This is a genomic window from Streptomyces sp. NPDC053367 (assembly GCF_044545925.1).
Taxonomy (GTDB): domain Bacteria; phylum Actinomycetota; class Actinomycetes; order Streptomycetales; family Streptomycetaceae; genus Streptomyces.
Genome location: NZ_JBITYN010000002.1, coordinates 668,191 through 692,835 on the forward strand (window position 1 = coordinate 668,191; position 24,645 = coordinate 692,835).

General features: G+C 71.7%; 17 protein-coding genes and 3 pseudogenes. 12 read left to right on the forward strand and 8 right to left on the reverse strand.

Going from position 1 to position 24,645, the window contains the following annotated elements:
• Positions 1-3: 3 nt before the first annotated feature.
• From ACIGXJ_RS09505 to ACIGXJ_RS09525, 5 genes are all read left to right on the forward strand, one after another.
• Positions 4-291, forward strand: coding sequence for a DUF1876 domain-containing protein (locus ACIGXJ_RS09505; protein ID WP_399642758.1), 288 nt, complete (start codon positions 4-6; stop codon positions 289-291).
• Between the two features lie 36 nt (positions 292-327).
• Positions 328-786: an Hsp20/alpha crystallin family protein gene (locus tag ACIGXJ_RS09510; RefSeq protein ID WP_399642759.1), complete on the forward strand. Its 459-nt coding sequence runs from the start codon at positions 328-330 to the stop codon at positions 784-786.
• A gap of 359 nt (positions 787-1,145) precedes the next feature.
• Positions 1,146-2,069: a DUF1918 domain-containing protein gene (locus ACIGXJ_RS09515; protein WP_399642760.1), complete on the forward strand. Its 924-nt coding sequence runs from the start codon at positions 1,146-1,148 to the stop codon at positions 2,067-2,069.
• A 773-nt stretch (positions 2,070-2,842) separates the two neighbouring features.
• On the forward strand, positions 2,843-5,410 hold the full coding sequence (locus ACIGXJ_RS09520) for a cation-translocating P-type ATPase (protein WP_399642761.1): 2,568 nt from the start codon (positions 2,843-2,845) through the stop codon (positions 5,408-5,410).
• A 365-nt stretch (positions 5,411-5,775) separates the two neighbouring features.
• Complete coding sequence (locus ACIGXJ_RS09525; protein ID WP_399642762.1) at positions 5,776-6,639, forward strand: universal stress protein; 864 nt, start codon at positions 5,776-5,778, stop codon at positions 6,637-6,639.
• A 373-nt stretch (positions 6,640-7,012) separates the two neighbouring features.
• On the opposite strand, the gene ACIGXJ_RS09530 is transcribed toward ACIGXJ_RS09525, so the two are convergent.
• Positions 7,013-10,945 (reverse strand): CHAT domain-containing protein, encoded by a 3,933-nt coding sequence (locus ACIGXJ_RS09530; protein WP_399642763.1) that lies wholly within the window; start codon positions 10,943-10,945, stop codon positions 7,013-7,015.
• Positions 10,946-11,185: 240 nt separating this feature from the next.
• Here ACIGXJ_RS09530 and ACIGXJ_RS09535 point away from each other — a divergent pair, with 240 nt between their 5' ends.
• The 6 genes and pseudogenes from ACIGXJ_RS09535 to ACIGXJ_RS09560 all read left to right on the forward strand — a co-directional run.
• A complete protein-coding gene (locus tag ACIGXJ_RS09535) occupies positions 11,186-11,581 on the forward strand; it encodes a hypothetical protein (protein ID WP_399642764.1) in 396 nt (131 codons plus the stop codon).
• On the forward strand, positions 11,581-12,519 hold the full coding sequence (locus tag ACIGXJ_RS09540; RefSeq protein ID WP_399642765.1) for a hypothetical protein: 939 nt from the start codon (positions 11,581-11,583) through the stop codon (positions 12,517-12,519). Before ACIGXJ_RS09535 ends, ACIGXJ_RS09540 begins: the two co-directional genes overlap by 1 nt.
• 699 nt (positions 12,520-13,218) lie before the next feature.
• On the forward strand, positions 13,219-14,787 hold the full coding sequence (locus tag ACIGXJ_RS09545) for a molybdopterin-dependent oxidoreductase (protein WP_399642804.1): 1,569 nt from the start codon (positions 13,219-13,221) through the stop codon (positions 14,785-14,787).
• A 107-nt stretch (positions 14,788-14,894) separates the two neighbouring features.
• Positions 14,895-15,557, forward strand: a complete 663-nt coding sequence (locus ACIGXJ_RS09550) for a fasciclin domain-containing protein (RefSeq protein WP_399642766.1) — start codon at positions 14,895-14,897, stop codon at positions 15,555-15,557.
• Between the two features lie 317 nt (positions 15,558-15,874).
• Positions 15,875-16,043, forward strand: a pseudogene (locus tag ACIGXJ_RS09555) (SAM-dependent methyltransferase); the annotation flags it as partial.
• 150 nt (positions 16,044-16,193) lie between these two features.
• A pseudogene (locus ACIGXJ_RS09560) lies at positions 16,194-16,388 on the forward strand (DUF1295 domain-containing protein); the annotation flags it as partial.
• A 170-nt stretch (positions 16,389-16,558) separates the two neighbouring features.
• On the opposite strand, the gene ACIGXJ_RS09565 reads toward ACIGXJ_RS09560, so the two are convergent.
• Entirely contained in the window at positions 16,559-17,308 is a 750-nt protein-coding gene (locus ACIGXJ_RS09565; protein ID WP_399642767.1) for an anti-sigma factor domain-containing protein, read from the reverse strand.
• Complete coding sequence (locus ACIGXJ_RS09570) at positions 17,305-17,889, reverse strand: sigma-70 family RNA polymerase sigma factor (RefSeq protein WP_399642768.1); 585 nt, start codon at positions 17,887-17,889, stop codon at positions 17,305-17,307. The genes ACIGXJ_RS09565 and ACIGXJ_RS09570 overlap by 4 nt, the downstream gene beginning before the upstream one ends.
• A gap of 489 nt (positions 17,890-18,378) precedes the next feature.
• Between ACIGXJ_RS09570 and ACIGXJ_RS09575 the strand changes: the two genes are divergently transcribed.
• The gene (locus ACIGXJ_RS09575; protein ID WP_399642769.1) at positions 18,379-19,548 is read left to right on the forward strand and encodes an inositol monophosphatase family protein; all 1,170 of its coding nucleotides are present in this window, start codon (positions 18,379-18,381) and stop codon (positions 19,546-19,548) included.
• Here the strand turns inward: ACIGXJ_RS09575 and ACIGXJ_RS09580 are convergent.
• From ACIGXJ_RS09580 to ACIGXJ_RS09600, 5 genes and pseudogenes are all read right to left on the reverse strand, one after another.
• Positions 19,545-20,087: a hypothetical protein gene (locus ACIGXJ_RS09580; protein ID WP_399642770.1), complete on the reverse strand. Its 543-nt coding sequence runs from the start codon at positions 20,085-20,087 to the stop codon at positions 19,545-19,547. The two genes, ACIGXJ_RS09575 and ACIGXJ_RS09580, sit on opposite strands and share 4 nt — an antisense overlap.
• 418 nt (positions 20,088-20,505) lie before the next feature.
• Positions 20,506-20,853, reverse strand: a pseudogene (locus ACIGXJ_RS09585) (NUDIX hydrolase); the annotation flags it as partial.
• 86 nt (positions 20,854-20,939) lie between these two features.
• The gene (locus tag ACIGXJ_RS09590) at positions 20,940-21,914 is read right to left on the reverse strand and encodes an SGNH/GDSL hydrolase family protein (RefSeq protein ID WP_399642771.1); all 975 of its coding nucleotides are present in this window, start codon (positions 21,912-21,914) and stop codon (positions 20,940-20,942) included.
• 846 nt (positions 21,915-22,760) lie between these two features.
• Positions 22,761-23,975 carry a PP2C family protein-serine/threonine phosphatase gene (locus ACIGXJ_RS09595; protein ID WP_399642772.1) on the reverse strand — a complete coding sequence of 405 codons (1,215 nt, stop codon included), beginning with the start codon at positions 23,973-23,975 and terminating at the stop codon, positions 22,761-22,763.
• Positions 23,976-24,244: 269 nt separating this feature from the next.
• Positions 24,245-24,645 (reverse strand): transposase family protein (locus ACIGXJ_RS09600; RefSeq protein ID WP_399642773.1); only part of this gene is annotated, 401 nt, incomplete at its 5' end.

Here is a 24,645-nt window from a genome sequence, read left to right on the forward strand (position 1 = left end):
GCGATGCCGCACACAGCGGAGTGGAAGGTCCGGCTCCACCTCTTCGAGGACGACGACGGAAACACGAAGGCACATGTGGTGCTGGACACCGGCACCACGGCGTTCACCGGACACGGCACCGCGCACTGCCACCCGGCGGACGCCAACGTGCCCGAGATCGGCGACGAGCTGGCGGCGGGCCGGGCCATGAAGGACATCGCCCAGCAGCTGCTGAACACCGCCGAGCGCGACATCGAGGGCATGGGGGCACCGCGGCCCAGCACTGGACAGCTCACCGGATGGCCCCTGTGACCGACAGCCGGCACAGCACGTCAAGGAGGACCAGCCATGACTCATCCCGTACGACACACCAGAGGAGGGCTCTCGGCAGCCCTGCACGAGCTGGACGACTTGCGCACCCGTATGGATCAGCTCATGCACGCCGTCTTTCCCGTCGGCGGCTACCCCGAGTTCGGCACGGGCGAGCCGTGGGTGCCGCTCGCCGACGTCGTGGACACCGAGGACGCCTACCTGGTGGAACTGGAGCTTCCCGGGGTGGACAAGGACCAGATCACCGTCGAGGTCGCCGAGGGTGAGCTCGACATCCACGGGGAGATCAAGGAGAAGGAACACGCTGGGCCGGTCCGCAGGCACACCCGCCGCATCGGGCAGTTCGACTACCGCACGACTCTGCCGACGAACTCCGACATCGAGCACATCAGCGCCGATCTGACGAGCGGAGTCCTCACCGTGCGCGTCCCGAAGACCGAGACGGGGAAGGCACACCGCATCGAGATCACCGGCTAGACCGGGCGGGCGGTGCCGGCCACGTACCGGATGCGGCAGCGAGTGCCCCTTCCCTCCGCGTGAGGCCGACGGCTCGGTCGGCCTCACGCGCTGCCAGGGCCCCCGCGTGCCTCCGGGCGGCCGACCGCGACGCCCCTCGGGTGGCGGAGGCGGGGAATGGCCCGGCGTCGTCGGTGCGGTGGGCGAGGTGCTCGGCGACCGAGACCACGACGTCGACGCTCCGGCAGAGCCGCTCGACGAGCGGCTCGGCATCTGGTCGGCTCCGGCCCTCCCCGCGGACACCAGCCGGTCGGCCCATGCGGCGCCGTGTCACGCATGGCACGTTGGATACAGGACCATTGCGCGGAGAGGCGGTGATCATGCGAGCCCACCTCGGCGACCGACTCGTCATCGAAAGTCAGAAGACCGGCGCGACCAGGCGCGACGGAGAGATCGTCGGACTCCACCACGAGGACGGAACGCCTCCCTACGACGTGCGCTGGTCGGACACGGACGAAGTGACGCTCGTGTTCCCCGGGCCGGACGCACACATCAAGAACAAGGAGCACGGGCAGCCCCGAACCACTCGCGCGTCCGGCCAGCCGGACACGGGCGGAACGCAGACCGTGTCCGCGGTCGCTCCCGCGGCCGGGACACCCAACCCCGGCGACATCGGCCGGCGTGTGGCCGACGAGCGCCGGAGGCACGGGCTCAGCCGTGCGGAAACGGCCCGCCGCGCCCACATGTCACCGGGCTACCTGGCGTACCTGGAGGAACAGCCGGCCGACCCGACCATGGCGACGCTCCTCAGGCTGGCCGACGCGTTGGGCACCTCCGCCATGGCCCTGCGCGGGGCAGGCGTCGACCTGCCACCCGGCCAGGGCCGCGCACTCCTGCATCCGCAGTTGCGGGACCTCAGCCCGGACGAATGCCGCCACCTGCTGTCGACGCACGGCCTCGGGCGTGTCGCGGTGTCGACGCCGGACGGCCGCCCCGCGGTCGTGCCCGTCAACTACGAAGTCGTGGATGACACGATCGCCTTCCGCACCGCGCCCGACTCCGTGCCCGCGGCGGCCGTCGGAACGGAGGTGGCCTTCGAGGTCGACCATGTGGACGAGGCGATGAGCCAGGGCTGGAGTGTGCTCGCCGTCGGCCCCGCGAGCGTCGTCACCGAGCCCGACGCCGTGCGCAGGCTCGCCCAGCGCGCCCACACCGAGCCATGGGCGGGCGGTGCACGCGAGATGTGGGTGTCGATCCGGCCCACGCGCCTGACGGGCCGGCGCATCACCCCGGCCGATCAGTAGGCGCCCGCGGACCGCCGAACACCAGCCCCGCCCGGCGGGGCCGCCGACTCGCAGGGGGAGGTTCTGGTGAGCTGCCGAACACCGGCCGGAGGAGCGGGTGACGCCCCGGGCCCATGCCGCGCCCCCGTCGATGCACAGCCCGCAACCTTGGCTCTCCCACTGCCCCGAACCTCCTCAGCGCCCCAGGACCTCCCTCGGCACGAGCCACGACCATCCGAAGTTCCGGCTCCGAGCCGGGCTGGCCACGGAACGCGTCCTGCTGCCGGCCACCCTCGATGGCCTGTCCGGGGCCTGACAAGAGACGGGGTTGCGGACCTCGCATCGCCGGCGACTCCACGATCGTCGCAAAGTGCCGCAGCGCAAGGACACGCAGCCCAGCGGCGAGGAGGGGCGCCTGGCAGGCGGCTTGCTCGCACCGCCCTGACGGACCGGCCGATGCCCTCTTTGCGGCACCGGCGTCGCCCGGACGACGAATGGCCGGTCATGCCGGTCGGTGTCGGCGGTGGCACCCTGACAAGCGGACGCTGGTACTCGGCGACAGCGGTTTCCTGCATGACGGGAGGTGGGTGGATGGCACACAGCGCACAAGCAGACCCCCATGCCGCCGCCTTGACACGCCGCGACCTTCTCGCGGTGCGCGACAGCGACCGTCGACCAGGTCGCGACGCACGCACCTGCAGAACTGCGCCGGGCGCGTGAGCGAGCAGCGGGGCCACGGGGGCCTTGATGCGGGCGACGACGCACCCCGTACGACAGCGTCCGCATCTTCCGCGGTGGGTCTGTCATCGTCCGAGGCCGCGCGCCGACTGACACGTTGCGGTCCCAACGCGATCCCGGCGGAGCCGCGCGCCCCCGTATGGCGGCGAGTGCTGCAGCAGTTGATCGACCCGCTGATCCTGGTGCTGTTGGTGGCCGCCGCCTTGACGATCGCCACCGGTGATCTCTCCGATGCCGCCGTGATCCTGCTGGTCATCACGGTCAACACCGCGGTCGGCGTCGTTCAGGAGGTACGAGCCGAACAGGCGGTGATGGCCTTGTCCGCCATGACTGCTCCCGCCGCCAGAGTCGTACGGGACGGCAAGGAACGCTCCCTGCCGGCCGCCGAGGTGGTGCCCGGCGATCTGGTCCTGGTGGCCGAGGGGGACATCGTGCCCGCCGACGGAGACGTACTGTCCGCGGCCCTGCTGCTGACGGACGAGTCCTCGCTGACGGGCGAGTCCGCTCCGGTGGAGAAGGCCCCCGACAGCGACCCCTCACACGGCATGGCGTCAGCGGGCACGGTCGTCGTCCGCGGCCATGGACGCGTCATGATCACCGCCACGGGGGCCCACAGTGCACTGGGCCGGATCGCATCCCTGATGGGTGCCGCGCCCGGTCCGACCCCGTTGCAGCGCAGGCTGGCGGGGTTCGGCCGGGTTGTGGCAGTCGCCGTCGTGGCGCTGTGCGCCCTGGTCCTGGCTCTCGGGCTGGTGCGCGGGCAGCCTGTCCAACCGATGATCGTGGCGGCGATCAGTCTCGCGGTCGCCGCCGTACCGGAGTCCCTGCCCGCCGTCGTGACGCTCGCGCTCGCCCTGGGGGCACGGCGGATGGCGGACCGGCACGCCATCGTCCGCAGGCTGCCCGCAGTGGAGACGCTGGGCTCCGTCACGGTGATCGCCACCGACAAGACCGGCACCCTGACCGAGGGCCGAATGGCCGCCGAACGGCTGTGGACACCGCACGGAGACGCCACGGTCCTGGGCACCGGCTACGAGCCCGGTGGCAGGGTCGTCCGGGACGGAGAGACGGTCACGGCCAATGACGCACCCGACCTGGCGGCGTTGCTGCGCGCCGCGATGCTGTGCAACGACGCGGCGCTGGAGCCCGCGCCCGACGGCTCCGCGGAGTGGCGCGCGCTGGGTGACCCCACCGAGGCCGCGCTCCTGGTGGCCGGGGCCAGGCTCGGGCTGGACCGGGCGGCGCTGAACCGCGAGCTGCCGCGCGTGGGGGAGATTCCGTTCGACAGCGGCCGCAAGCGCATGACGACTGTCCACCGTCGGCCGGACGGAGCGGTGCTAGCCGCCTGCAAGGGAGCGCCGGAGACCCTGCTCCGGCCGCAGGTACTGGCCGACGGCCCGGACCTGCTCGCCCGGGCGGCGGCCCAGGCGGAGGCGTTGGCGCGTGACGGGTACCGGGTGCTCGCCGTCGCGTCGGCCGACCACGAGGAGGCGACGGAACCGTCCGGAACATGGGAGTCGGGCCTGTCGCTGCTCGGCCTCGTCGGCATCCTGGACCCGCCCCGCGCCGCGTCCGAGCCGTCGATCGCCGCCTGCAAACGGGCCGGTATCGTCCCTGTACTCATCACCGGCGACCATCCGCTGACCGCACGGGCGGTGGCGGAGCGCCTCGGCATCGCCTCCCGGGAGGAGGAGGTCACCACCGGGCAGCGGATGCGGGAAGGCACGGCGGGCCGGCTGACGGGCGTACGTGTCTACGCCCGGACCACTCCCGAGCAGAAGCTGGACATCGTCGAGGCGTGGCGCGGAGCCGGGCAGGTGGTGGCGATGACGGGGGACGGGGTCAACGACGGCCCGGCCCTGCGCCGCGCCGACATCGGTGTCGCCATGGGTCGGCGCGGCACCGAGGTGGCCCGCCAGGCGGCCGACCTGGTGCTCGCCGACGACAACCCGGCCACCATCGTGTCGGCCGTGGAAGAGGGGCGACGGGTGTATGCCAACGTGCGCCGGTTCCTGCTCTACGCACTCGCCGGGGGCACGGCGGAGATCCTGGTCATGCTCGTCGGCCCTTTCCTGGGCATGCCGTTGCCGCTGCTCCCCGCACAGATCTTGTGGATCAATCTGCTCACGCATGGCCTGCCCGGTGTCGCGCTGGGGGCGGAGCCCGTCCCCCGGGACGCGATGTGCCGTCCGCCCCGGCCGCCCGAGGAAAGCGTGCTGGGCGCCGGCTTGTGGCCGCGGATCCTGCTCATGGGGGCCTTCGTGGCCATCATGACCTTGGGTGCCGGCCTGTGGGCCCATGAGACGGGCCGCCCCTGGCAGTCCATGATCTTCCTGGTTCTCGGTGCGACCCAGCTGGGGGTCGCCCTGGGCTCCCGCGCGCGTCCGGGAAGCCTGGCCAACCCGTTCCTGCTGGTCGCCGTGGCCGCGGCCCTGGGCCTCCAGGCGGCCGGTGTCTATCTGCCCCTCCTGCGGGATCTGTTGGGTACAGAGCCGCTGTCGCTCGGGGACCTGGCGATCGCTTGCGCGTTGTCCGGCCTCGGCCATGTGGTCATGCGTGCGCAGGCACGTTTGTGGCCGGAGCGGCAGCCGCGCGCCGCCCCGGCGGCAGGTGGATCCCGGTAGTCGCCGTTCTCGCTCCGCCCGGTCAAGGGGGCTCCGCTGAGCTGGAACCGGTCCCATCGGGATCCGGCGGCGGTCAGCGGCTCTGACGCCCGGTGCCGCCGTGCCGGCGCCGACGAAACGGTGGTGCAGAGAGGCCGGGCCGTCGACGGTGGAAACCGTCCTTCCAGGAGGACCACCACCCGTCTCCTGATCGCAGCGTCCGTCGGGCGGCGCGCAAGGCTCGTGGGCCGGCAGGGCACGGGGCGGAGCCGAAGGTCCCGGGAAAAGGCCGAACCGCTCATGGCCGAGTCGTCGCCGGAGTGGGACCGTGACGGTGGCCGACCCTGCTGCACGCCGAGGCAGCCCGAGAGAAGGCGGGTGGCATCATGGAGCTGCCCTTTGTCGTAGGCGTTGACGGATCGGACGGCAGTCTCACGGCCGTCGACTGGGCGGTGGCCGAGGCATCCCGCCACGGCCTGCCCTTGCGCCTGGTCTATGCCTCCCTGTGGGAGTGCCACGCAAAGACGGTACCGAACCTCGGGCGGGAGCGAGTCCCGGAGCGGATGACGGCCGAGCACATCGTGGCGTCCGCTGCGGAGCGCGTGAGGCGGACGGACCCGGATCTCGAGGTCACCACCGAGACGGTGCCCGCGGAAGCAGTGTTCGCCCTCATGAGCGAAGGCGACAACGCCTCCGCCCTCATCCTGGGCGCCTGGGGCCGGGGAAAGGCGGCGGAGGCGCTGCTGGGTTCGGTCAGCCTGGCGGTCGCAACCCGTGCCTACTGCCCGGTCATCGTGGTACGAGGCGACAATGCCGCGCTCGCCGCTGCACACGAGAGGATCACGCTCGGCGTGAAGGACGCCGACACGAGCGCCGAAGCCGTCCGGTTCGCCTTCAGGGAGGCGGAGACGCGCGGTTGCGAACTGGACGTCGTGCACAGTCGGCGCTTCCCCGCCGATCACGCGGCGCCGGCCACGGAACCGGCCCACCGGCATGACGAACGCGCCCTGGCCCTGATCGACTCGCTGACCGCGGAGGCGGCTGCGGATCACCCGGTCGTGCGGGTTCGCCGTACGGTGAGCGACGGCCCGGCCGGCAAGACGCTGGTCAGCCGGTCGGCCGCCGCGGACCTCGTGGTCGTCGGCGCACGCCGCAGGTCCGGCCACTTCGGTCTCCGGCCGGGCCGGGTGACACACACCCTGCTGCATCGAGCGGCCTGCCCCGTCGCGGTCGTCCCCCAACGGGGGTGACCGGCCCGGCCACCGAACAGACCCCTCGCTCAGCCGTTGCGACCCGGACGAGGTGCACTGCGCGGGCATGTACGCGGCCGGCTGCAACAACCGGCTCGTCCGGTATTGCACAAACCGACGGTCCTGCTGTCGGAGGTGGTCAGGCCGGCGAGTACCGGGGACGTTCCCGGGGCGGCTTCCTTTCCCGAAATCCGTCTCGCCGCCGACGGACGATGCCGGCCCCTCGCCTTCGCCTCCAGGCCGTTTCACCGTGGATGGACCTGCCCGAACACTTCGGCTCATGGAACGGTGCCGACAACCGGCTGCAGAGGTGGGCCGCGCCATGGTGTGGAGGCGGGAGGGCAACCATCTCCTTCCGAGTCATTCGGTCAAGCTACGGCCCGGTGTGGGTGTGGGCCGCCCAGTAGGTCGGCGAGCGCATGTAGCGGGACCGGAGCGAGCGGACCGCGTGGTGCAGGGCCCGGGCCGAGCTTGCGGTGTCGGGAGGGGTCGTGCCGCCCGTGGTGAGGCGGAGGTAGAAGTCGTTGGCGATCTCGGCGGCGGCGCGTTCGTCGACCGGCCACAGCGTGCCGATCACGTGCCGGTATCCGGCCAGGTGAAATGCCCCGGTCAGGTGCACGGCCTCGTCGGCCAGTCGGAGGACGGTGGCGGAGGTGTCGCAGGCCGAAAGGAAGGCCAGCTCCCCGGTCAGCCGCAGTGTGCCGATGTCGCCAACCGTCAGGGGAGCGGTCTCGTGGTCGTACAGGACCAACCGGCTGGCCCCTGGGTCCCGACCGTCGGCCAGGCCGTGGCAGGAGAAGTGCGCCACCGGGTGCGTGGGGAGCGCAGCCAGCACCTGCGAGCGCATCGGGCGGTCGGGGCGCAGCGCGTCGGGGATCAGCGCGTGGACGGTGTCGGCTTCGAGGCGCGCGCTGTACAGCGGTTTCGTGCCGGGCGCGTCGGGGACGGCGACGATCAGCGCACGTTCCACGGTCACAGGCCGGTGGGAGCGGGCGCACTTCAGCGCGCGGGCCGTCGGGGTGTAGGAGGAGACCACCCGGTCCAGGACGGTGCGCGGGCCGCCCTTGCGCAGGGGGAGGTCTCCGTCGAGGTCGAGGTGGTGGCCCGCCGCGTGGATGGGCAGGGCGCACATGACGCCGACCGGGCACCACCAGATCCGCCGGGGCGGCGGGCCGTCGGCACCGACGGCGGTCAGCACCGGCTCGGCGACGGTGTCCCACAGCCAGGCGAGGACGTCGAGGATCGCAAGCTGGGCGTCCCGGCGCGTGAGGGGTGAGACGTTCTCGTCGGTGGCCGCACGGCGGGCGGCGGTGAGCAGTTCGGTCCGGGCGGCGGCGTCATGCGCGGTGAGCCGGTCCAGACGGAGGGCGCGCACAGTGCCGGGCCGGGTGCCGTCGAGGATCAGCGCGTCGCAGCGGTCCGGCCCGGCGGTGAGGAACACCACGGGGCCCTGGTCGCCGTGCCCGGTCAGGTCGGCGAGCTTCGGCGGGTGCAGGAAGCCCGTGAAGCCGTCCAGCCCGCGGATCCGCTCGACGAGGCGCTCCCATTCGTCGTGGGCCCGCTGGCGGGTGAGGGGTACGTCCATGGGGCCCTGGCCCTGGCCCCGGCCCTGTTCCTGGCCGGAAGCCGGGAGCCGCGGCGTCCCGCCGGTCCCGTGGCGGGTCGGCCGCGGGGCAGGGGCGTGGCCGTCGAGGGCGTCGAGGCGGTCTTGGAGGTCCCGGAACTCTCGGGCCAGTTCCGGGTGTTGCTCACCGAGCCGGGTAAGGTCGTCGCCGCGGGCGTCGATGGTGCCGGCGGCGAGCGTCCCGCGGGTCGCTTCCAGGAGTTCGACCGCACGTTCGGGGAGTCCTGCGGCCAGCGCGGTCGCCGCCGCCACGGCGGCCAGCGACTCCAGGCGGCGGACCTGGTGGCGCTGGTCGTCCCGGGCCAGGGTCCGGGGGCTGAGCCGGGGCAGCAGGGCGATGGCGGTCTCCACCGCAGCCAAGGCCTCCGCGGTGCCGGCAGGTGTCGCACCGGCCAGCAGGGCGACCTCGCGCAGGGCCTGGATCCGGACGAGGGCCTCGGCCGCGGTGTTCCGTCCGGCCGACCGGAACACGTCCAAGGCTTCGGCGGACAGTGCCCGGTCCTGGTTCCGCTCGGCCAGGGCCCGCAGCGCGTGGCCTAGGTTGCTCAGGAAGGAGGCGTGGGAGGGGTGGTCCTCCGGGGTGGTGGCGATGGCCCGGCGGCTGGCCTCCACGGCTTCGGTGAGCAGGTCCCAGTCTCCGGTCGGTTCGGCGAGGAGATGGAGCAAGGCTCCCAGGTTCCCGACGCGTCGCGGGTAGTAGGGGTCGTCGGACGGTGTGCCCGCCACGGCCTCGCGGAGCAGTATGACCGCCCAGCCCTGGATCTCCGGGGTGCCGTCCAGCAGCGTGTTACTGAGGTTGTTCAGATACCCGGCGCGGTCGGGATGGCCTTCCGGCAGGGCGGCGACGGCCTGGGTGCAGATCTCCACCGCCTCGACGAGCAGGTTGGCGTCGCCGGTGCGCCTGGCGAGCGCCGTCAGGACGATCCCGAGGTAGCTCAGGTTCCCGGCCCGGTTCGGGTGGCCGGCCGGCGACCCGAGGACTGCCCGGCGGCCGACCTCCACCGCCTCGACCAGTGCGGTGGTGTCTCCGGTCGCATCGTAGAGGGCCAGCAGGGCGAGGCTGAGGTTGCTCAGGTACGTAGGGAGGAGAAAGAGGTCGCCGTCCGCCGCGTCGGCGACCGCCTGGCGGGTGACCTCGACCGCCTCGGCCAGGTGGCCGACGTCTCCGGTGCGCTTGGCGAGCCACCGCAGGGCCAGGCCCAGGTTACTGTTCCGCTCCATCCGTTCCGGGCTCGCCTCCGGCGTGGCGGCGACGATCCGGCGGCCGACCTCCACGGCCTCGGTGAGCAGTCGTACGTCCCCGGTCCGTTCAGCGTGCGCGCGCAGCGTGTCGGCCAGCCCGACCAGGCGCTTGAGGAAGTCGGGGCTGTCGTCAGGCGTGGCGGCGACGGCTCCACGGCACAGGGACACGGCCTCGGCCAGCAGGCCGGATTCCCCGGTCCGGTCGGACAGCGTGCGCAGGACGGGGCCCAGCAGCCCCGCCAGCCCGGCGCGGAGCGGATGGTCGTCCGGCATCGCGGCGACGGTCCGGCGGCCGACCTCCACCGCCTCGGCCAGCAGACGGGCGCCGCCGATCCGCTCGAACCCTTCCCTGGGTCTGACGCTCAGCGGCCCCGACACACCAGCGGCAATGGACAGCCCGCGCAACGATTCCAGGACGGCGGAGAGCAGCCGCACGACGTCCGCGTGCTGGAGATGCCCGGGCGGGGCCAAGGTGACGGCCTCGCTGCAGAGGGGCACGACTTCTGCGAGGAAGGCCCAGTCATGGGTGTACTCGGCCGACTCCTGCAGGGCGAGGCCCAGGTTAACCAGGCACGCGACGCGTTCCGGCGTGTCCCGCCGACCGCCCATGACGGCCTGCCGACCTGTCTTCACCGCCTCGGCGAACACTTCGGCGTCCCGCAGCAGTGCGGCTTGGAAGCGCAGAGTGATGCTGAGGTTGCTCAGACAGAGCCGGCGGTCGGGATGGCCGACCGGGGCCGCGGCGACCGCCCGGCGGCCCACCTCCGCAGCCTCGGCCAACGTTCCGGCGTCGGCGGTCCGGTCGTACAGGGCGCGGAGTGCGAGGCCGAGCATGGACAGGTACCTGGGAACGTCGGCGTGGTCGTCCGGGACGGAAGCCGCTGCCCGCCGGACCAGCTCCACCGCTTCCGCCAGCGGGGCGGTGTCATCGGTGTGTTCGGACTTCGCCCGCAGCAGTAGGGCCAGATTGCTCAGGTACGGCGAGAAGTCGGGGTCGTCGCGCGGGGCGTCGTCCAGGGCCCCGCGCAACAGCGCAATGGCTTGGTCGAGTTGAGGGAGGCTCCGGCTCCGCTGGTAGGAGGCGAACAACCTGCCCGCGGTGGAGGCGGCCGACTCGGCCTCCACCCGGCGGCGGGCGTGCGCCGGGGCCTGGGCGAACAGGACGCGCAGGGCGTCCGGGACCACCTCCGGGTGGGAGCGGTACACGGGGTACAGGAAGCGCACGGCCTCGCCGAACGCCTCCCGGTCCTCGCCCTCGGGAAGCAACTGGTATCGGTACCAGTGGAACGTGCCCAGCAGGTGGGCCACTCGCAGGTCCTCCTCCGGGCTGCCCGCCGAGGCCAACTCCTGCGCCTCCAGCAGGGCTTGGGGGATCAGCAAGGTCGCCGGGCTCTCACCCTCCCGCATCACCTTGAGCATGCGCCGTTGTAGCGCCGCCACCGCGTGGCTCCGTCTTGACTCGTCCGATCCGAATCTGCCGAACACTTCCACGACCCCCTCGAACCCGGCGGGCGGTGCCGCCGCGGACCGGTCCGTCGTGGCGCTCCGGGCAGCGCGCCGGGTTCTGCGGATCCTAGCCGCCACGGTACGCCGGAGCGGCTAGAATCACCGCAATTGTCCCACTGGCAGAGCGATTTACGTAGTTGGCCGGGCTGGTACGAGAGTGTGGAGGAACGACGGGTGAACGAGGTTCGAGAGCGCCTGGCCATCCTGTGCGGCCAGGTCGCCAGGCACCCCGAGATGCGCGAGGCCATCGCCGCCGCCGGTGCGGAGACTCAACTGGCCCAGCTCCTCGACGCCGTCGCCGCCGACGGGCCGCCGGACCAGGTGCAGCTGCTCGAACTTCTCGACAAGATCGAGGATCGCTGCAGCCACTGGGGCCTGGTCGGGGTCACCACCTCCTTGAGGCAGTACACCGCCCTCCCCCAGGGTTTCTCGGCGTCCACTCCGGACGAGCCGGTCACCTGGACCTGCCCGCTGCGCCGCTGCAGCCGGGCCGTCTTCGCCGACGAGGTCTCCGAGCCGCCCTCCTGCGCCGCGGCCGGGCTGCCGATGGTCGCGACCCGGGTCCTGTGATGACCGGCTTCCTTGCGAAACTGGGTACCAACCTGACCGAGCGGTGGCTGTCCCTGCTGGTTCTGCCCGGCCTGTTGTGGGCCGCCGCGGCGGCCGCCGCATTTCGGCTGGAGCAGGCCGACCCGTTCGACCCTCGGCCGCTGGCCGACTGGCTGCGGGGCATCGCCGCGCTGCCCGCGGAGCACCGCACCACCTGGCTCGCGGTAGCCGGCATCGTCGGCGTCCTGGTCTCGGCGGGGGTCGGGCTGGCCGTCGGCGGCCTCGGCTCTGTGCTGGAGAACCTGTGGGTCGCTCAGGGGACCCGTGCGCCGCTGAGCTGGATCGTACGGGCCCGCCAACGGCGGTGGAACGCGGTACGCGCTTCGGCCCGCTACTGGATCGCCGCGGTGAACGACCCGGGGCGCACCGGCATCAGGCACGCCCGTGCCCGCGCCGCGGCCCGCCGGGCCCAGCGCCGCCACCTGGCCCGGCCGGCGCAGCCCCCGCACCGGCCGACGGTCATCGCCGAACGCTTCGACGCCAGCGCCAACCGCTCCCGCACCCTGTACGGCCTGGAGCTCCAACTGGTCTGGCCCCGGCTGTGGAGCGTCCTGCCGGACGGACTGCGCGCCGACATAGCCGCCGCCCGAGACGCCTACGCCGCGGCCGGCCGCCTCGCGGGATGGGGCCTGCTGTACGCCGCCCTGTCCGTCCTGTGGTGGCCCGCCGTCCTGCCCGCTGCAGCCGTGGTCGCCGTCGCCCGCGTGAGGGCCCATGCCGCAGCCGGTGTCCTTGCCGACCTCATCGACACCGCCACCGACCTGCACTTGGCCGACCTCGCGGGACAGCTCGGCGTCCCCACCGACCGCTCGGCCCTCGAAATCGGAACCGCCGTCGCCGAACGACTGGTCTGCCCCCAGCATCCCACCCTCCCGGCCCCCGCCACCGGAACGCCGTAGGTTCCGCGGTCCAGAAGACGAAGCCGACCACTGGACGTGTGCGTGTGGTCGGCCAGTGGTCCACAGCGTCCGTGATCCGCTCGGCAGCGTCGGGATGCGGATCGCCCGCTGTGACGACGATGTCGAGATAGTTCCCGCCGAGCGGAAGCTGCAGCACCTTGTGTTGCCGAAGCGCCGTCAGACGCGCACCAGTGGGGCATTTCGCCCGCGTCGGGCGCGACGCTGCGGGTCGAGTGCACGGTGGTGGCCGTGAGGCCGGCCGGAGCCGCGTCCGGTGGTTACCGGTCTTGGTCGACGTCGCGGCGGGCTGCTTTGCGGTTCCGCAGAGCTCGACGGACCCTCCCGTGGCGGCGGAGTGAAGGTGGGCCCGAGGGGGGCTGCGCCGAGGTGCTGTTCGGTGGGGCCACGAAGTGCTTCCCGATGGTTCGAGGGGACCCTCACAGCGCTGGCAGCGCGAGGCACAGACAGGGCAGCGGCAATCACACGCCCCTCCCGGGGCGGAGCAAGTCCGGCGATGCTTGCCGACGCTCAACCGGGTATTCCGTAGCGGAATGCATGGTGGATTGGTCTGCGGCCTTTTTCCACCTGATCGGGTTCAAGACCAATCCGCCCTGTGGGCAGAACCGGATTCCCCCCGTGAGGGATGAAGAGAAGGATCGGCGAGCACGGCCACGGTGGCCGCGCCTGGCGCTCGGTGCGCTGAGCGGGGTGCTGGCCGGTTTCACAGCGCTGGCGGTGGCCGAACTGGTCGCGGCAGCGGTGCGTCCGCAGTCCAGTCCGGTCATCGCGGTGGGCGGGGTGTCCATCGACGCGACGCCCGCTGCGGTCAAGGACTGGGCGATCCGCCGTTTCGGCACCGACGACAAGCTGGTGCTGCAACTCGGCATTGTCGCCGTGCTGGCCGTACTGGCCCTGGTGCTGGGTGCTCTGGCACTGCGGTTGCGGCGGCTCGGAGCCGCTGGGGTCCTTCTGTTCGGAGCTGTCGGGGCGGCGGCCGCCGTCGGCCGCCCCGACTCCAGCAGCCTCACCGACGCGCTCCCATCCGTCGTCGGGGCCGTTGCCGGAGCGCTGCTCCTGTACGTGCTGGTGGGCCGCCTCACCGCGGTGAGGCGGTCGTCAGCGTCGGTATCCGACTTGGCGGCCCAGGAAGCGGGAGACGGTGTGCCTGCCTCCGAGGGCTGGGACCGGCGGGGATTCGTCCTCGCGGCAGCGTCTGCGGCAGCGGCCTCTGCCGCGGTCGGCGCGGCCGGCCGGTCACTGAACGCCTCGCGCGGACAGGACGCGATCGCCTCCCGTGAAAGGCTCCTGCTGCCTTCTCCCGGGTCACCGGCGAAACCGGTCCCGCGGAGGGCCGGGCTTCGTGTCCCAGGATTGAGCGCCTTCGTCACCCCCAACGCGGATTTCTACCGGGTGGACACCGCGCTGGTCGTGCCGAAGGTGGACGCCAGTTCCTGGCGGCTGCGCATCCACGGCAAAGGGGTGCAGCGCCCCGGTACCTACTCCTTCGACGCCCTGCTGCGCAGGGAGCTGATCGAACGGAACATCACCCTGACCTGTGTCTCCAACGAGGTCGGTGGCCCGTATGTGGGCAACGCCCGCTGGATCGGCGTACGCCTGGCCGACCTGCTCGCCGAGTGCGGCATCAAGCCTCCGTCCCGTGGTGGGCCGGCGGACCAGTTGGTGTCCCGGTCGGTGGACGGCATGACGATCGGCAGCCCGGTCGAGGACGTCATGGACGGCCGCGATGCCATGCTCGCCCTCGGCATGAACGGCGAGCCGCTGCCCTTCGAGCACGGCTTCCCGGTCCGGATGGTCGTCCCGGGCTTGTACGGCTTCGTCTCGGCCTGCAAGTGGATCGAGGACATCGAACTCACCACCTTCGACTCCTACGACCCGTACTGGGTCAAGCGCGGCTGGGCGCGCCGGGCCCCGATCAAGACCGGGTCGCGGATCGACACGCCCAAGCCGTTCGCCCGCCCCGAGGCCGGCACGGTGATGGTGGCCGGGGTCGCCTGGGCCCAGCACCGGGGCATCGACAAGGTCGAGGTCCGTATCGACGACGGCCCCTGGCAGAAAGCCGATCTGGCCGCCGAGGACACCCGCGACACCTGGCGGCAGTGGTCGCTTCCCTGGCGGGCCACCAAGGGCGGCCACACGCTCACTGTCCGAGCCACCGACCGGACCGGCGTCGTGCAGACCGACAGACGCACCCGCACGACTCCCGACGGGGCGACCGGATGGCACTCCGTCGTCGTGACCGTCGAGTGATCCCCCACGCCCCCTTGAAGAGGCTCCGCTCCCTTCCCCTGAACCACCTTTCCGCAACACCCCTGACGCAGCCGCATCACGCTGCACTGTCCTACAGGAGAAATCTGATGAACACCCGTATCCGCCGTACCGCCGGTCTCTTCGCCGCAGCCGCCATGCTTCCCCTGGCCCTGACCGCCTGTTCTGACGGCAGCAGTGACTCGGCCAAGTCCGACTCCCCGAACAAGGCGTCGGCTCCGGCCACCGACAGCAGCGACGACATGGGCGGTCCGACGGCCTCCGCGGGCAGCATGGACCAGCCGTTCGGCCCCGCCTGTGCCTCCGTGCCGAAGAACGGTGCCGGTTCCTTCGACGGCATGGCCAAGGACCCTGTCGCCACCGCCGCCTCCAACAACCCGGCGCTCTCCACCCTCGTGACGGCGGTGCAGAAGGCCGGTCTGGTCGACACCCTCAACAACGCCCAGAACATCACCGTGTTCGCGCCGACCAACGACGCCTTCGACAAGATCCCGAAGGCCACGCTGGACAAGGTCCTGGCCGACAAGGCGATGCTGACGAAGATCCTCACGTACCACGTCGTCGGCCAGAAGCTCACCCCGACGGACCTGCCGAACGGCTCCTTCGACACCCTGGAGAAGTCCAAGCTCACGACGTCCGGCTCCGGCGAGTCCTACACCGTCAACGACTCCGCCGAGGTCGTCTGTGGCAACGTCAAGACCGCGAACGCCAACGTCTACATCATCGACACCGTCCTGATGCCCAAGAACTGACACCTTTACGAGCCGAGGACGCACGCCTGCCCGGTCGCCTTGACGGGAGCGATTCGGGCGGTGCTCGTCCTCACACCGGGGCATCCGCCAGCCACCCCACCGGCAGGGGCCAGGCGGGTGCCCCTCGTCAGAGGGCTGGTCCGCAGATGCAAGGCCTGCGGACCAGCCCTCGCAGGTCGCCGTTCCATGTGGGCCGCCCCGCTCCGCACGGCGGCCCACATGGCGCGCGGCCCCTGGGGCAGGTCGCCCCCCACGTTGAGCTCGCCGTCGAAGCGCGCCTGGGCGAGGCCCGGTCAACGGGTCCGCGAGCCAGGGCTGACGCACCGGGCGGCGGCGCGTTCATCGAGGCGTGCACCGCCCCGGACATGTACCTGTGGCCGGCGGGCGAGACCGTCGGCCTTTTGGAAGCCGCCGGACTGGAGGTCTTGTCGGTGCAGTCGCTGCGAACACTCCATGCGCACCCTCAACGCCTGGCACCGCACGCTGTGAGGAAGCCCGCTGCACGGGGCCTTGGTGCGGCTCGTGGCGCTGCCCGTGCAGGCCGCCCAGTACACGCTCCGGCCGCTGTAGGCCCCGGACTTCGCCGGCAAGGCCGTCCGGACAGTCGGTCTCTTCTTCGAGGCCGTCGGCGACGCCCGGCTCGCCCGTTGCAGGGCGGACCGGATCAGCCGGGGCCGCTTCATGGACCGGGGACCGTGGCGGCTGACCCGCCCCCCCGACCACTTCGGAGACTTCCTGATCCGGTGGAAACTGTTCCGCATCGCCTGCGACGGCGGATGGCGGGCTGCCGCGGTGTGGGGCGTCTCACCGCCGGCGATGAGCCGGCGATGAGCGTTCCGCTGAGCAACGTAAGCGCGGCAAGGGCCTGCTGGAACGCCGCATGGCCGGCCGTCCCGGGTAGGCCGCGTACGCGTCCCGCACCAGCGGCTTCCCGCCCCGGCCCCCGCGCCGACCCCGACAGCCGTGTGGGGCCCGTCCTCGGACGGGTCCCACACGCACCGTCACGTCGGCACGCTCAGCAGGGCGACAGGCGTCGAGGTCGGCTGCTTCGATCCACCTGCCGGCTCCACCGTGATGCCGACGCCCGAGGCGCCATCGACCGCACCCTGCATCAGCACGGCCTGGCTGCCGCGGTCGGGGTCCATCAGACCGGCCGAGCGCATCTTGTCGCCGTCGGCGAACCACAGCTGGTACACCTTGCCCCGCGGAGGCCCGGTCATCCCCGTGGCGACGAACACGGCCCGGTCCCGGCCGGCGGAAACCACCAGCGTGCCTGCGCCGCCCGCCACCTGCACCGGACGCGACTTGGCATCTGGCGCGGCCAGTACGGCGGCCAGTTCGTCGACGTGCCGCTCCGCCTGGGCCGCCTGGCGCGCAGCGTCCTGAGCGCGTCCGTACTGCCACACGGCGGCGCCCCCGAACGCGGCAGCGGCGGCCACACTGGCGGCCAGTGCCCACCCGGCCAGGCCCCGACCCCGCTGCGCGCCCCGGCGTACCCGTTCCATGGGCGCACCGCCGGGCGGCACCTGCCGCACGGTCGTGATGCGCTCAAGGACCTGCTCCCGCATGACGGGGCGCGCGTGCACCGTGGAAGCCAGAGCCAGGCGCCCGGCGGTGGCGGTGAACTCGGCCACCTCCTGCTGACAGGCGTCGCATTGGGCCAGGTGACGTTCGAAGGCGGCGCGTTCTCCAGCCTCCAGTGCGTGCACGGCGTAGGCGCCGGTCAGAGCGTGCAGATCGGTCGGGGTCATGCGGTCACCCCCAGGCAGTCGCGGAGCCGGATGAGCCCGTCGCGCAGCCGGGTCTTCACCGTGCCCAGCGGCAGCGACAGCGCTTCGGCGACCTCCCGGTAGGTCAGCCCGCGGTAGTACGCGAGCGTGACCGACTGGCGCTGCAGTTCGGTCAGGGTGCGCAGGCAGCGTCTCACCTGCTCCTGCTCCAGCCGGTTCTCGACCTGCTCGGTGACCTCGTCGTAGGCCGGCTGATGCTCGAGCAGCGCGGCCTTGGTGTCACGGGCGGCTGCGGCTTCCACAGAGCGGACTCGGTCGACGGCGCGCCGGTGGGCGAGGGTGAGGATCCAGTTGATGGCCGTGCCGCGCTCGGGCCGGTAGCGGGGGGCCGTACGCCACACCTCCACCAGCACCTCCTGCGCCACCTCCTCGGACTGCGCCTGATCACGCACAACGGCCCGTACGACCCCCAGGACGGAGCCGGCCACGGCGTCGTAGACCGCGGCGAACGCCTCCTGATCGCCCAGCGCCACCTCGTTGACCAACTGTTCCAGATCTGGTTTGGCAGCTGGACCACTGCCGATAAATACAGGTTCCTTCACAATGGCTCTCCCATGGACGCGGCAGGGCGGAACAGTCCCGTGTAATCCGGTACTACGCGAGCTGCGGATTGGTCGGATGCGCGGGACGGCGGCGAGGATCACGGGCGGTGGCGCCCAGTTGAGAGCCGCTGGCACCGCTCGGCTGCTGGTCAGGTCAGCCGTGCCGGCCATCCGTCCGCACCCCTCAGCCGACAGTCATATGATCGACCCACTCCCTACGAGGCCTCGTGCGTCGCGTGCCGCGATCTCGCCGGTGTCGGGCGTTTCATCGCCCATGTGGCAGGAGGTAGCGGTGAGTTGTGTACACAGGCGGCCATGGCACATCACATGCGGCGGGGTGGGGGACGCCGCGCCCGTGGCTGCCGTCTTCGCCGTAGGCATCGCCGTGGTCGGCGCACAGCGGCCTTCCAGGCAGGTGGCCAGCGGCCCTACGATGATCGGGCCGACCGCTGCGGCCCGGTCGGGCTCATCCGCACGGTAGGGGGAACCATGACGAGCGACTCCAGCCCGCGCGTCCTGCTCGTCACCGCCGACGGCGCCCTGCTGGTCGAGGAGGCGGGTGGAGGCGAATCCGGCGCCAGCGTGCCGGTGCCGCGGGGCCTGCCGGCGGTTGACCGCGAGGCCGCGTTGCTGGCCGCCCTGCGGGCGAGGTACGGCATCGGGGGACGGGTGGCCGCCCTGGTCCGCATTGGAGCGGAGGCCGCGCCCGCCTACGCCTACGTGGTGAGGGTCACGCACTGCCCGGACGCCTCCGGCCTGCGTCCCGCGGAAATGGGAGGCGTTCGCGAGGACGAGGAGGTCGCCGCCCTGTTCCGCCGCGCCGGCGGCGTGGGGGGTGTGCTCGAGCTGCCCGACCTGCGTGAGGAGGGCGAGGGTCAGGGGCCGCTGACCGCGGTGGCCGTACGGGCTGCCGGGCTGGCGGCGCGGGCGGTCCGGGACGTGGTGGCCGGCGGGCGGGTCGAGGTCGCCGCCAAGCAGGGGGCGCACGACCTGGTGACGACGGCGGACCGGGCTGCGGAGGAGGCGGCGATCGCCGAGATCCGCCGGCACCGTCCGGACGACGCGATCCTGGCGGAGGAGTCGGGCAGCCACCCCGGCACCAGCGGCGTGCAGTGGATCCTGGACCCGGTGGACGGCACGGGCAACTTCGTCCTGGGGCGGCCCGATTACGCGGTCAGCGTCGCGGCGTACCGCGACGGCGTCCCGCTGGCGGCCGTCATCCGGCGGCCGGCGGACGGCGTCTGGGCCGCGACCGGCGAGCACGGCCCGACGGGGACGCTGCCGCTCGCCTGCCGGTCCACAGGCTCGCTCGCCGAGGCGGTGGTGTCCGTGGGCGTCCCGCACGACCCGGCCACACGGCCGGTATCGCTACGGCTGCTGGAGCACCTTCTGCCGCGCGCCCGCGACTTCCGCCGGATCGGCTCCGCCTGCTGCGACCAGCTGGCGGTGGCCACCGGCACGCTCGACGCCTACGTGGGTGTGGACCTCGGCCGGTGGGACTACGCGGCGGGCATCGCGCTGGTGAGGGCGGCCGGCGGCGTCGCCGAGGAGATCGAGCTGGCGGGCGGCGTGCCCGCGGTCGTCGCCGCGGCACCGGGCGTCGCCGCCGAACTCCTCGCCTTCCTGAGGTCGGTTCCGGTGGCGCGGCCGGCGGTCTAGAACCGGCTTGGCATGCCCCGCAGGGTCGGGTCGGGGCGGGTGGAGCGGGTGCGCGGCGGATTGGACCCGCCGATGTCCGCGACGAGCTGGTGGCGCAGTTCGCTGGCCAGCCGCTGCAGATCTTCCAGCTCGCCCGCGGTCAGGGGCGTGTCCGCCCGGTCCGCCGTCTTGCTGCGGCCGTCCGGCGACCTCACGAACAGTACGTTGTCCAAAGCGTCCTCCAGGGCGAGATAGGCCCGCTTGGAGCCCTGAGACAGGAACATTCCGTGTGCCTCCTCGGCGAAGTACCAGTTGCGGAAGGAGGCGCGGACCGGCAGCAGGTCCGATCGCGTGGGCACCGGGATCAGCATCCAGTGCCGTGGGATCTGCCGGGTGAGGTGGAAGAGCGCCTGATGGGCCGCCAGCCGCTTGTCGCGCAGCGTGCGGTCGTACTCGTGCTCCAGGTTGAGCCGCATGGTGGACCGGTTGGCGAGATAGGTGGCCACAACACCGAGGGCCGCACCGGACACCCCGGTCAAAGCGGGAAGCAACGCTGACACGGCAGCAGTGTCCCAGAGCCACCCGGGCGCCCGAGCCGGATCACGGGTGCGCTACGGACGACGGCGTACGGCGCCGGGCCGGGTGGTCGCAGAGGTGCTACGACCGGGGTCCGCCGAATCAGTGGCCACCAGCGAGAGGCCGGAGGCGAGGCGGCCCAGTCAGCACCGCGGCGCAGGACCTCACCCGGCAGACCGCCGGAGATACGCGCCGCCGGAGTCGCCGGGGAGCAGGCGACCCCGACGGAGCCCGGGGTCTCCTGGACGTCAAGTCGCGGGCGGGGTACCGCATCATCCCTACCTCGTACCCCTGCCGGCCATCTCACCGGCCCGCCGACCGCGCAAGGGCACCGTCTACACCGTCGACGCACGCTGGTGCCCACCCGTGACCGGGGCATCGCCGTCTCCCGCAAGTACTACCGCTGGTTGTGATGCCGTTGGCCGGCTCGGCATAGATCAGGGGCTTGACCGGGCCGGGGTGCCAGCCCGTCTCCTCCACCACTTCACGGCTGCGGCCTCTTCCGGCGTCTCACCCTCCTCGACCAGACCCATGGGGCAGCTCCCAGGCGAGGAAGTCGGTGATGAAGCGGTGCCGCCACATCATCAGCACCTCCTGGCGCTCATCGACCACGGCCGCCACCGCGAGATGCCGCAGACGCCACGACGTGGTACTCCCACCTGCGACCGTCCGGCTGCCGGCCATCGACCCGACACCGGTTCACCCACTTGTTGGTCCAGATCTGCCGCTCGCCATGGGCTTCCACTTCATGCAGACCGCCCCCCTCTATGCGGAAGCGACCCCCGGCTGGTGCCGGGGGCCAGTCCGTGGGGTGCAGGCGGGGGTGGCGCGTGGGGTCAGCTCACGTCGATGGCGTTCAGCATGGCTTCTTCGACGTGGTCGGCGGCGTTGCGGTGACTGAGGGCGTTGGGGTGGACGAAGGACAGCTGGTCGGGGAGGGTGACGAAGCCTTCGACCCACTTGGAGTCGTCGCAGACACTGTGGTTGTGCGAGGACTGGGAGAGGTCGACGAAGCTGGCGGCGTCCTGGGTGCCGGTGGAGTCGCTGACGGCCTTGTTGAGGGGTTCCAGGACGTCGTCGCGCAGCCAGTCCAGGTCGCCGGGGGTGATGGTGCCGAACTGCGTCAGGTCACCGAAGCCGCAGCTGGAGGTGTCCTGGTGGACGATGGTGGGGTAGCCGACGGCCAGGATCTTGGCGTGCGGGGCGCGCTCGTGGAGCACTTCGAGCATCCGGTCGTACTCCTGGCGTACGGTCTTCAGCCTCGCCGGGATGCCGGCGCCCAGGGCGTCCTTGCACGGGGTGCCCTTGCCGCTGCTCTCGCCGCCCAGCTGCGGGCACTTGGCGAGGAGGTCGGCGAAGCCGAGGGTGTTCCCGCCCACTCCGACGGTGATGACGTCGGTGTCAGGACCCACCGCTTCGGACTGCGGAGGCACGGCGGGGAAGGGGTAGTCCGGGTCCTCGGAGATGGGCGGCAGATGACGGCCGATCGGGTGCTGGGGGGTGTCGGTGACGTTCTCGATGGTCGCGGCGCCGCAGCTGACGTTGGTCAGCTCGAACAGGCCACCGAGGTCGCGGTCGATGACCTGGGGGTAGGAGCGGTCGGTGCGCTCGCAGCCGTCGCGCGGGACCTCGAAGGTGTTGCCCGCGGCCCGGATGACCCCGGCGGTGTAGGAGTCGCCCAGCGCGACCCACTGGTATTCCTCGGCCGCGGCGGCCGATGGAGCGTCGACGAACTGCGCGGGGACGAAAGCACCGGCGGCCAGGGCTGCGGCCGAGCCGAGCAGGGCCAGACGAGTACGTAAGCGTGCCACGAATCCTCCAGGGATACGGTGTTGGCGTCGCTTTCACCCTAAAGAGGCAATTACGCAACGCACTAGATCCAATGCGGACAGTCACGACACGCCGAGGGGGCCCACCTTTGTGGGGGATCAGCACTTCGCATGTCGATCACTCGCCCCCCACAGGCGACCGCTCCGAAGCGGTGCCTGCGCAGCACCGTGACGGTTCTTGACCGATGACAGGACCCCGGCCCGACACCCCTCTTCACCACGGCTGGCCTGTTCTCGATCACCGACACGCTCGCCTCCGTCGAGGGCCACCAGGAGACGCCTTCGAACGGGCGGGCGCGCACTCGGCGCACCGGCCATCCGCCCCCAACTGCGGGTGTTCACCGGCGCGGCCACGCACTACCGGCGAAGCGCCGCTCTCGCCGGGCGGCCGTGCGCGGTCGACCAGGCTGGCCCCAGCCCGCCGGTATCGCGTCCTCGGGCCGGACAGGCTCCGACGCGGATCACGCGATGACGGACGGCTTCAAGGCTGTCGAGGACAACGGGGTTGATGGTTCCGGGCGGGGATGTTCTGGGGACGTTCCGCCCTCGGGAATTCTTTACCCCTTAAACGCTTCCCGTGCATGCGATGACCAGTGGCACACGCCCGCGTATCGGGCTCAAAGCTGGGAACCTTCGCGGGTCGGACGGGAAGCTCCTCATTTCCGGGCGTGTGACTCTTGCGACGCGTCCCCCTTTCTGCATTCCGGCGAATTTCCTTGGTGAGCCGATTTCAAATCCGCTCAGCGGGCGACGTCAGTTCTGGGCCGCCTGACAGGTGGAATTGCATTGGGAACGGGCGGAGAACTGCAGTGCGAGCACGTAGGAACCTCACAGGCTGACGACGACGAGGGCGGTGTCGTCTGTGACGCCTTCGGCGGGGATGAGGTCGTGCATGACTGCATCGGCGAGTGCTTCGGGGGTGGTGAGTTCCCTGTGGCGGATCAGGGCGTCGGTGAGCTGGCTGAGTCCGGTGTCGATGTCCTGGTGGCGGCGTTCGATGAGGCCGTCGGTGTAGAGCAGGAGGGTGTCGCCGTCGGTGAAGGCGGTATGGGCTTCCGGCCGAGGGCTGGACTCGACGACGGCATCCAGCGGCGGATCGGTCGCCCGGTCCAACAACTCCACGGTGCCGTCGCCGCGAAGAAGGACCGGAGGGGGGTGGCCGGCACTGGAGTAGGTGATGAGGTGGCGGCTGAAGTCGATGAAGGCGGTCACCGCCGTGGTCGACTCGGCGCCGGTCACGCAATGCGCGTACCGGCCGAGGACCTCGAGAGCCTGCCCGGGGCCGGTGGCGACCAGGGAGGTGGCGGACAGGGCGCTGCGGAGCTGGCCCATGATGCCTGCGGCCTCCAGGCCGTGGCCGACGACATCGCCGACGGCCACGGCGATCTTGTGGCCGTCCTGGAGTTGGACCAGGTCGTACCAGTCGCCACAGACATTGAGGGAGCCGACCGCGGGCCGGTAGCGCACGGCGAACCGGTGCGGGCCGATCGGGGGCGGAACGGGGAGCATGGCGCGCTGCAGCGCGAGGGCGACCTCACGCTCGCGGGCGTGGGCGCGACGCAGGCGCTCGTTGACTTCGTGCAGCTGCCGCATCCGGCTGAAGAGCTCGGCCTCGAGCTGGCGTGAGCCGTCCGGCCGGCTGGCGGCGCGCAGGAGTTCGGTGACTTCCTCGACGCGGTGGATCACCAGGGCGATGTGGCCGTCGGGCGCGAAGAGGGGCGCGTTGACCGAGCTCCAGTAGCGTTCCTCCCAGTGACCGGGGCGCTGCGCGGATTCCACGTCGTAGCGCTGCAGGTCCATGTCGATCTCGCGGTTGGCCAGGACCGCGCGTAGGGATGCCTCCAGGTGGCGGACGCCGGAGGCCGCCGGGTCGTACGGGCTGCCGGGGAAGGCGTCGAAGAGGTAGCGGCCCACCACCTGGTCGCGGCTGCGTCCGGCCTGGCGCAGCCACGCGACGTTGGCGTCGGCGAAGACCAGGTCGGGCGTCAGCAGAGCGACCGCGCCCGGCAGCGCTTGGAACACTGCCGCGTAGTCGATACTCATGAATGCAGGATATGGAAAAATGGCGCGATTAACGCTTACCGGCATCCTCCTGATGGAGACCCGGGCCTTCCTCTGTCGGCGGTGACCCGATGAGTAGGCCAAGGCCCTGGTCAATGGGGAGGTCCTCCGGCGCACCGCCCACAACCGCCAGGTCACGGGCCGGCTTGATGTGCGGCCGGCGGCCGGCGAGTGATCTCCACCAGGCCGTCCCTGGTCGCCCTGAGGCCGCTCGGCGATGACTGGTGACGCCTACTGAGCTCTTTCCAACCTCACGCTGACGCGTGGTGAAGGACGAGGACGGCCTTCACGATGTTGGTGATGCGGTTGGTGCCGCAGCGGAGTTTCCGCAGGAGCCGCCAGCCCTTGAGGGTGGCCATGGCCTGTTCACCGACACAGCGGATCTTGGCGTGGGTGGTGTTGTGGCGGCGCTTCCATCGCTTGAGGTGGCGGCCCCGGAACGGGACGCGGACAGGTCTGCCGGCTCCTTGATACGCCTTATCCGCCCAGCATGTGAGGCCCGCTGCGGCGAGGGCGTCGATGATCCCGTGCTGCCGGGCGGCGGTCAGGTCGTGGGTCGAGCCGGGCAGAGCCGGTGAGGCCCAGAGCAGACGGCCGAACGGATCGGTGAGGACCTGGACGTTCATGCCGTGGCGTTTGTGTTTCCCGGAGT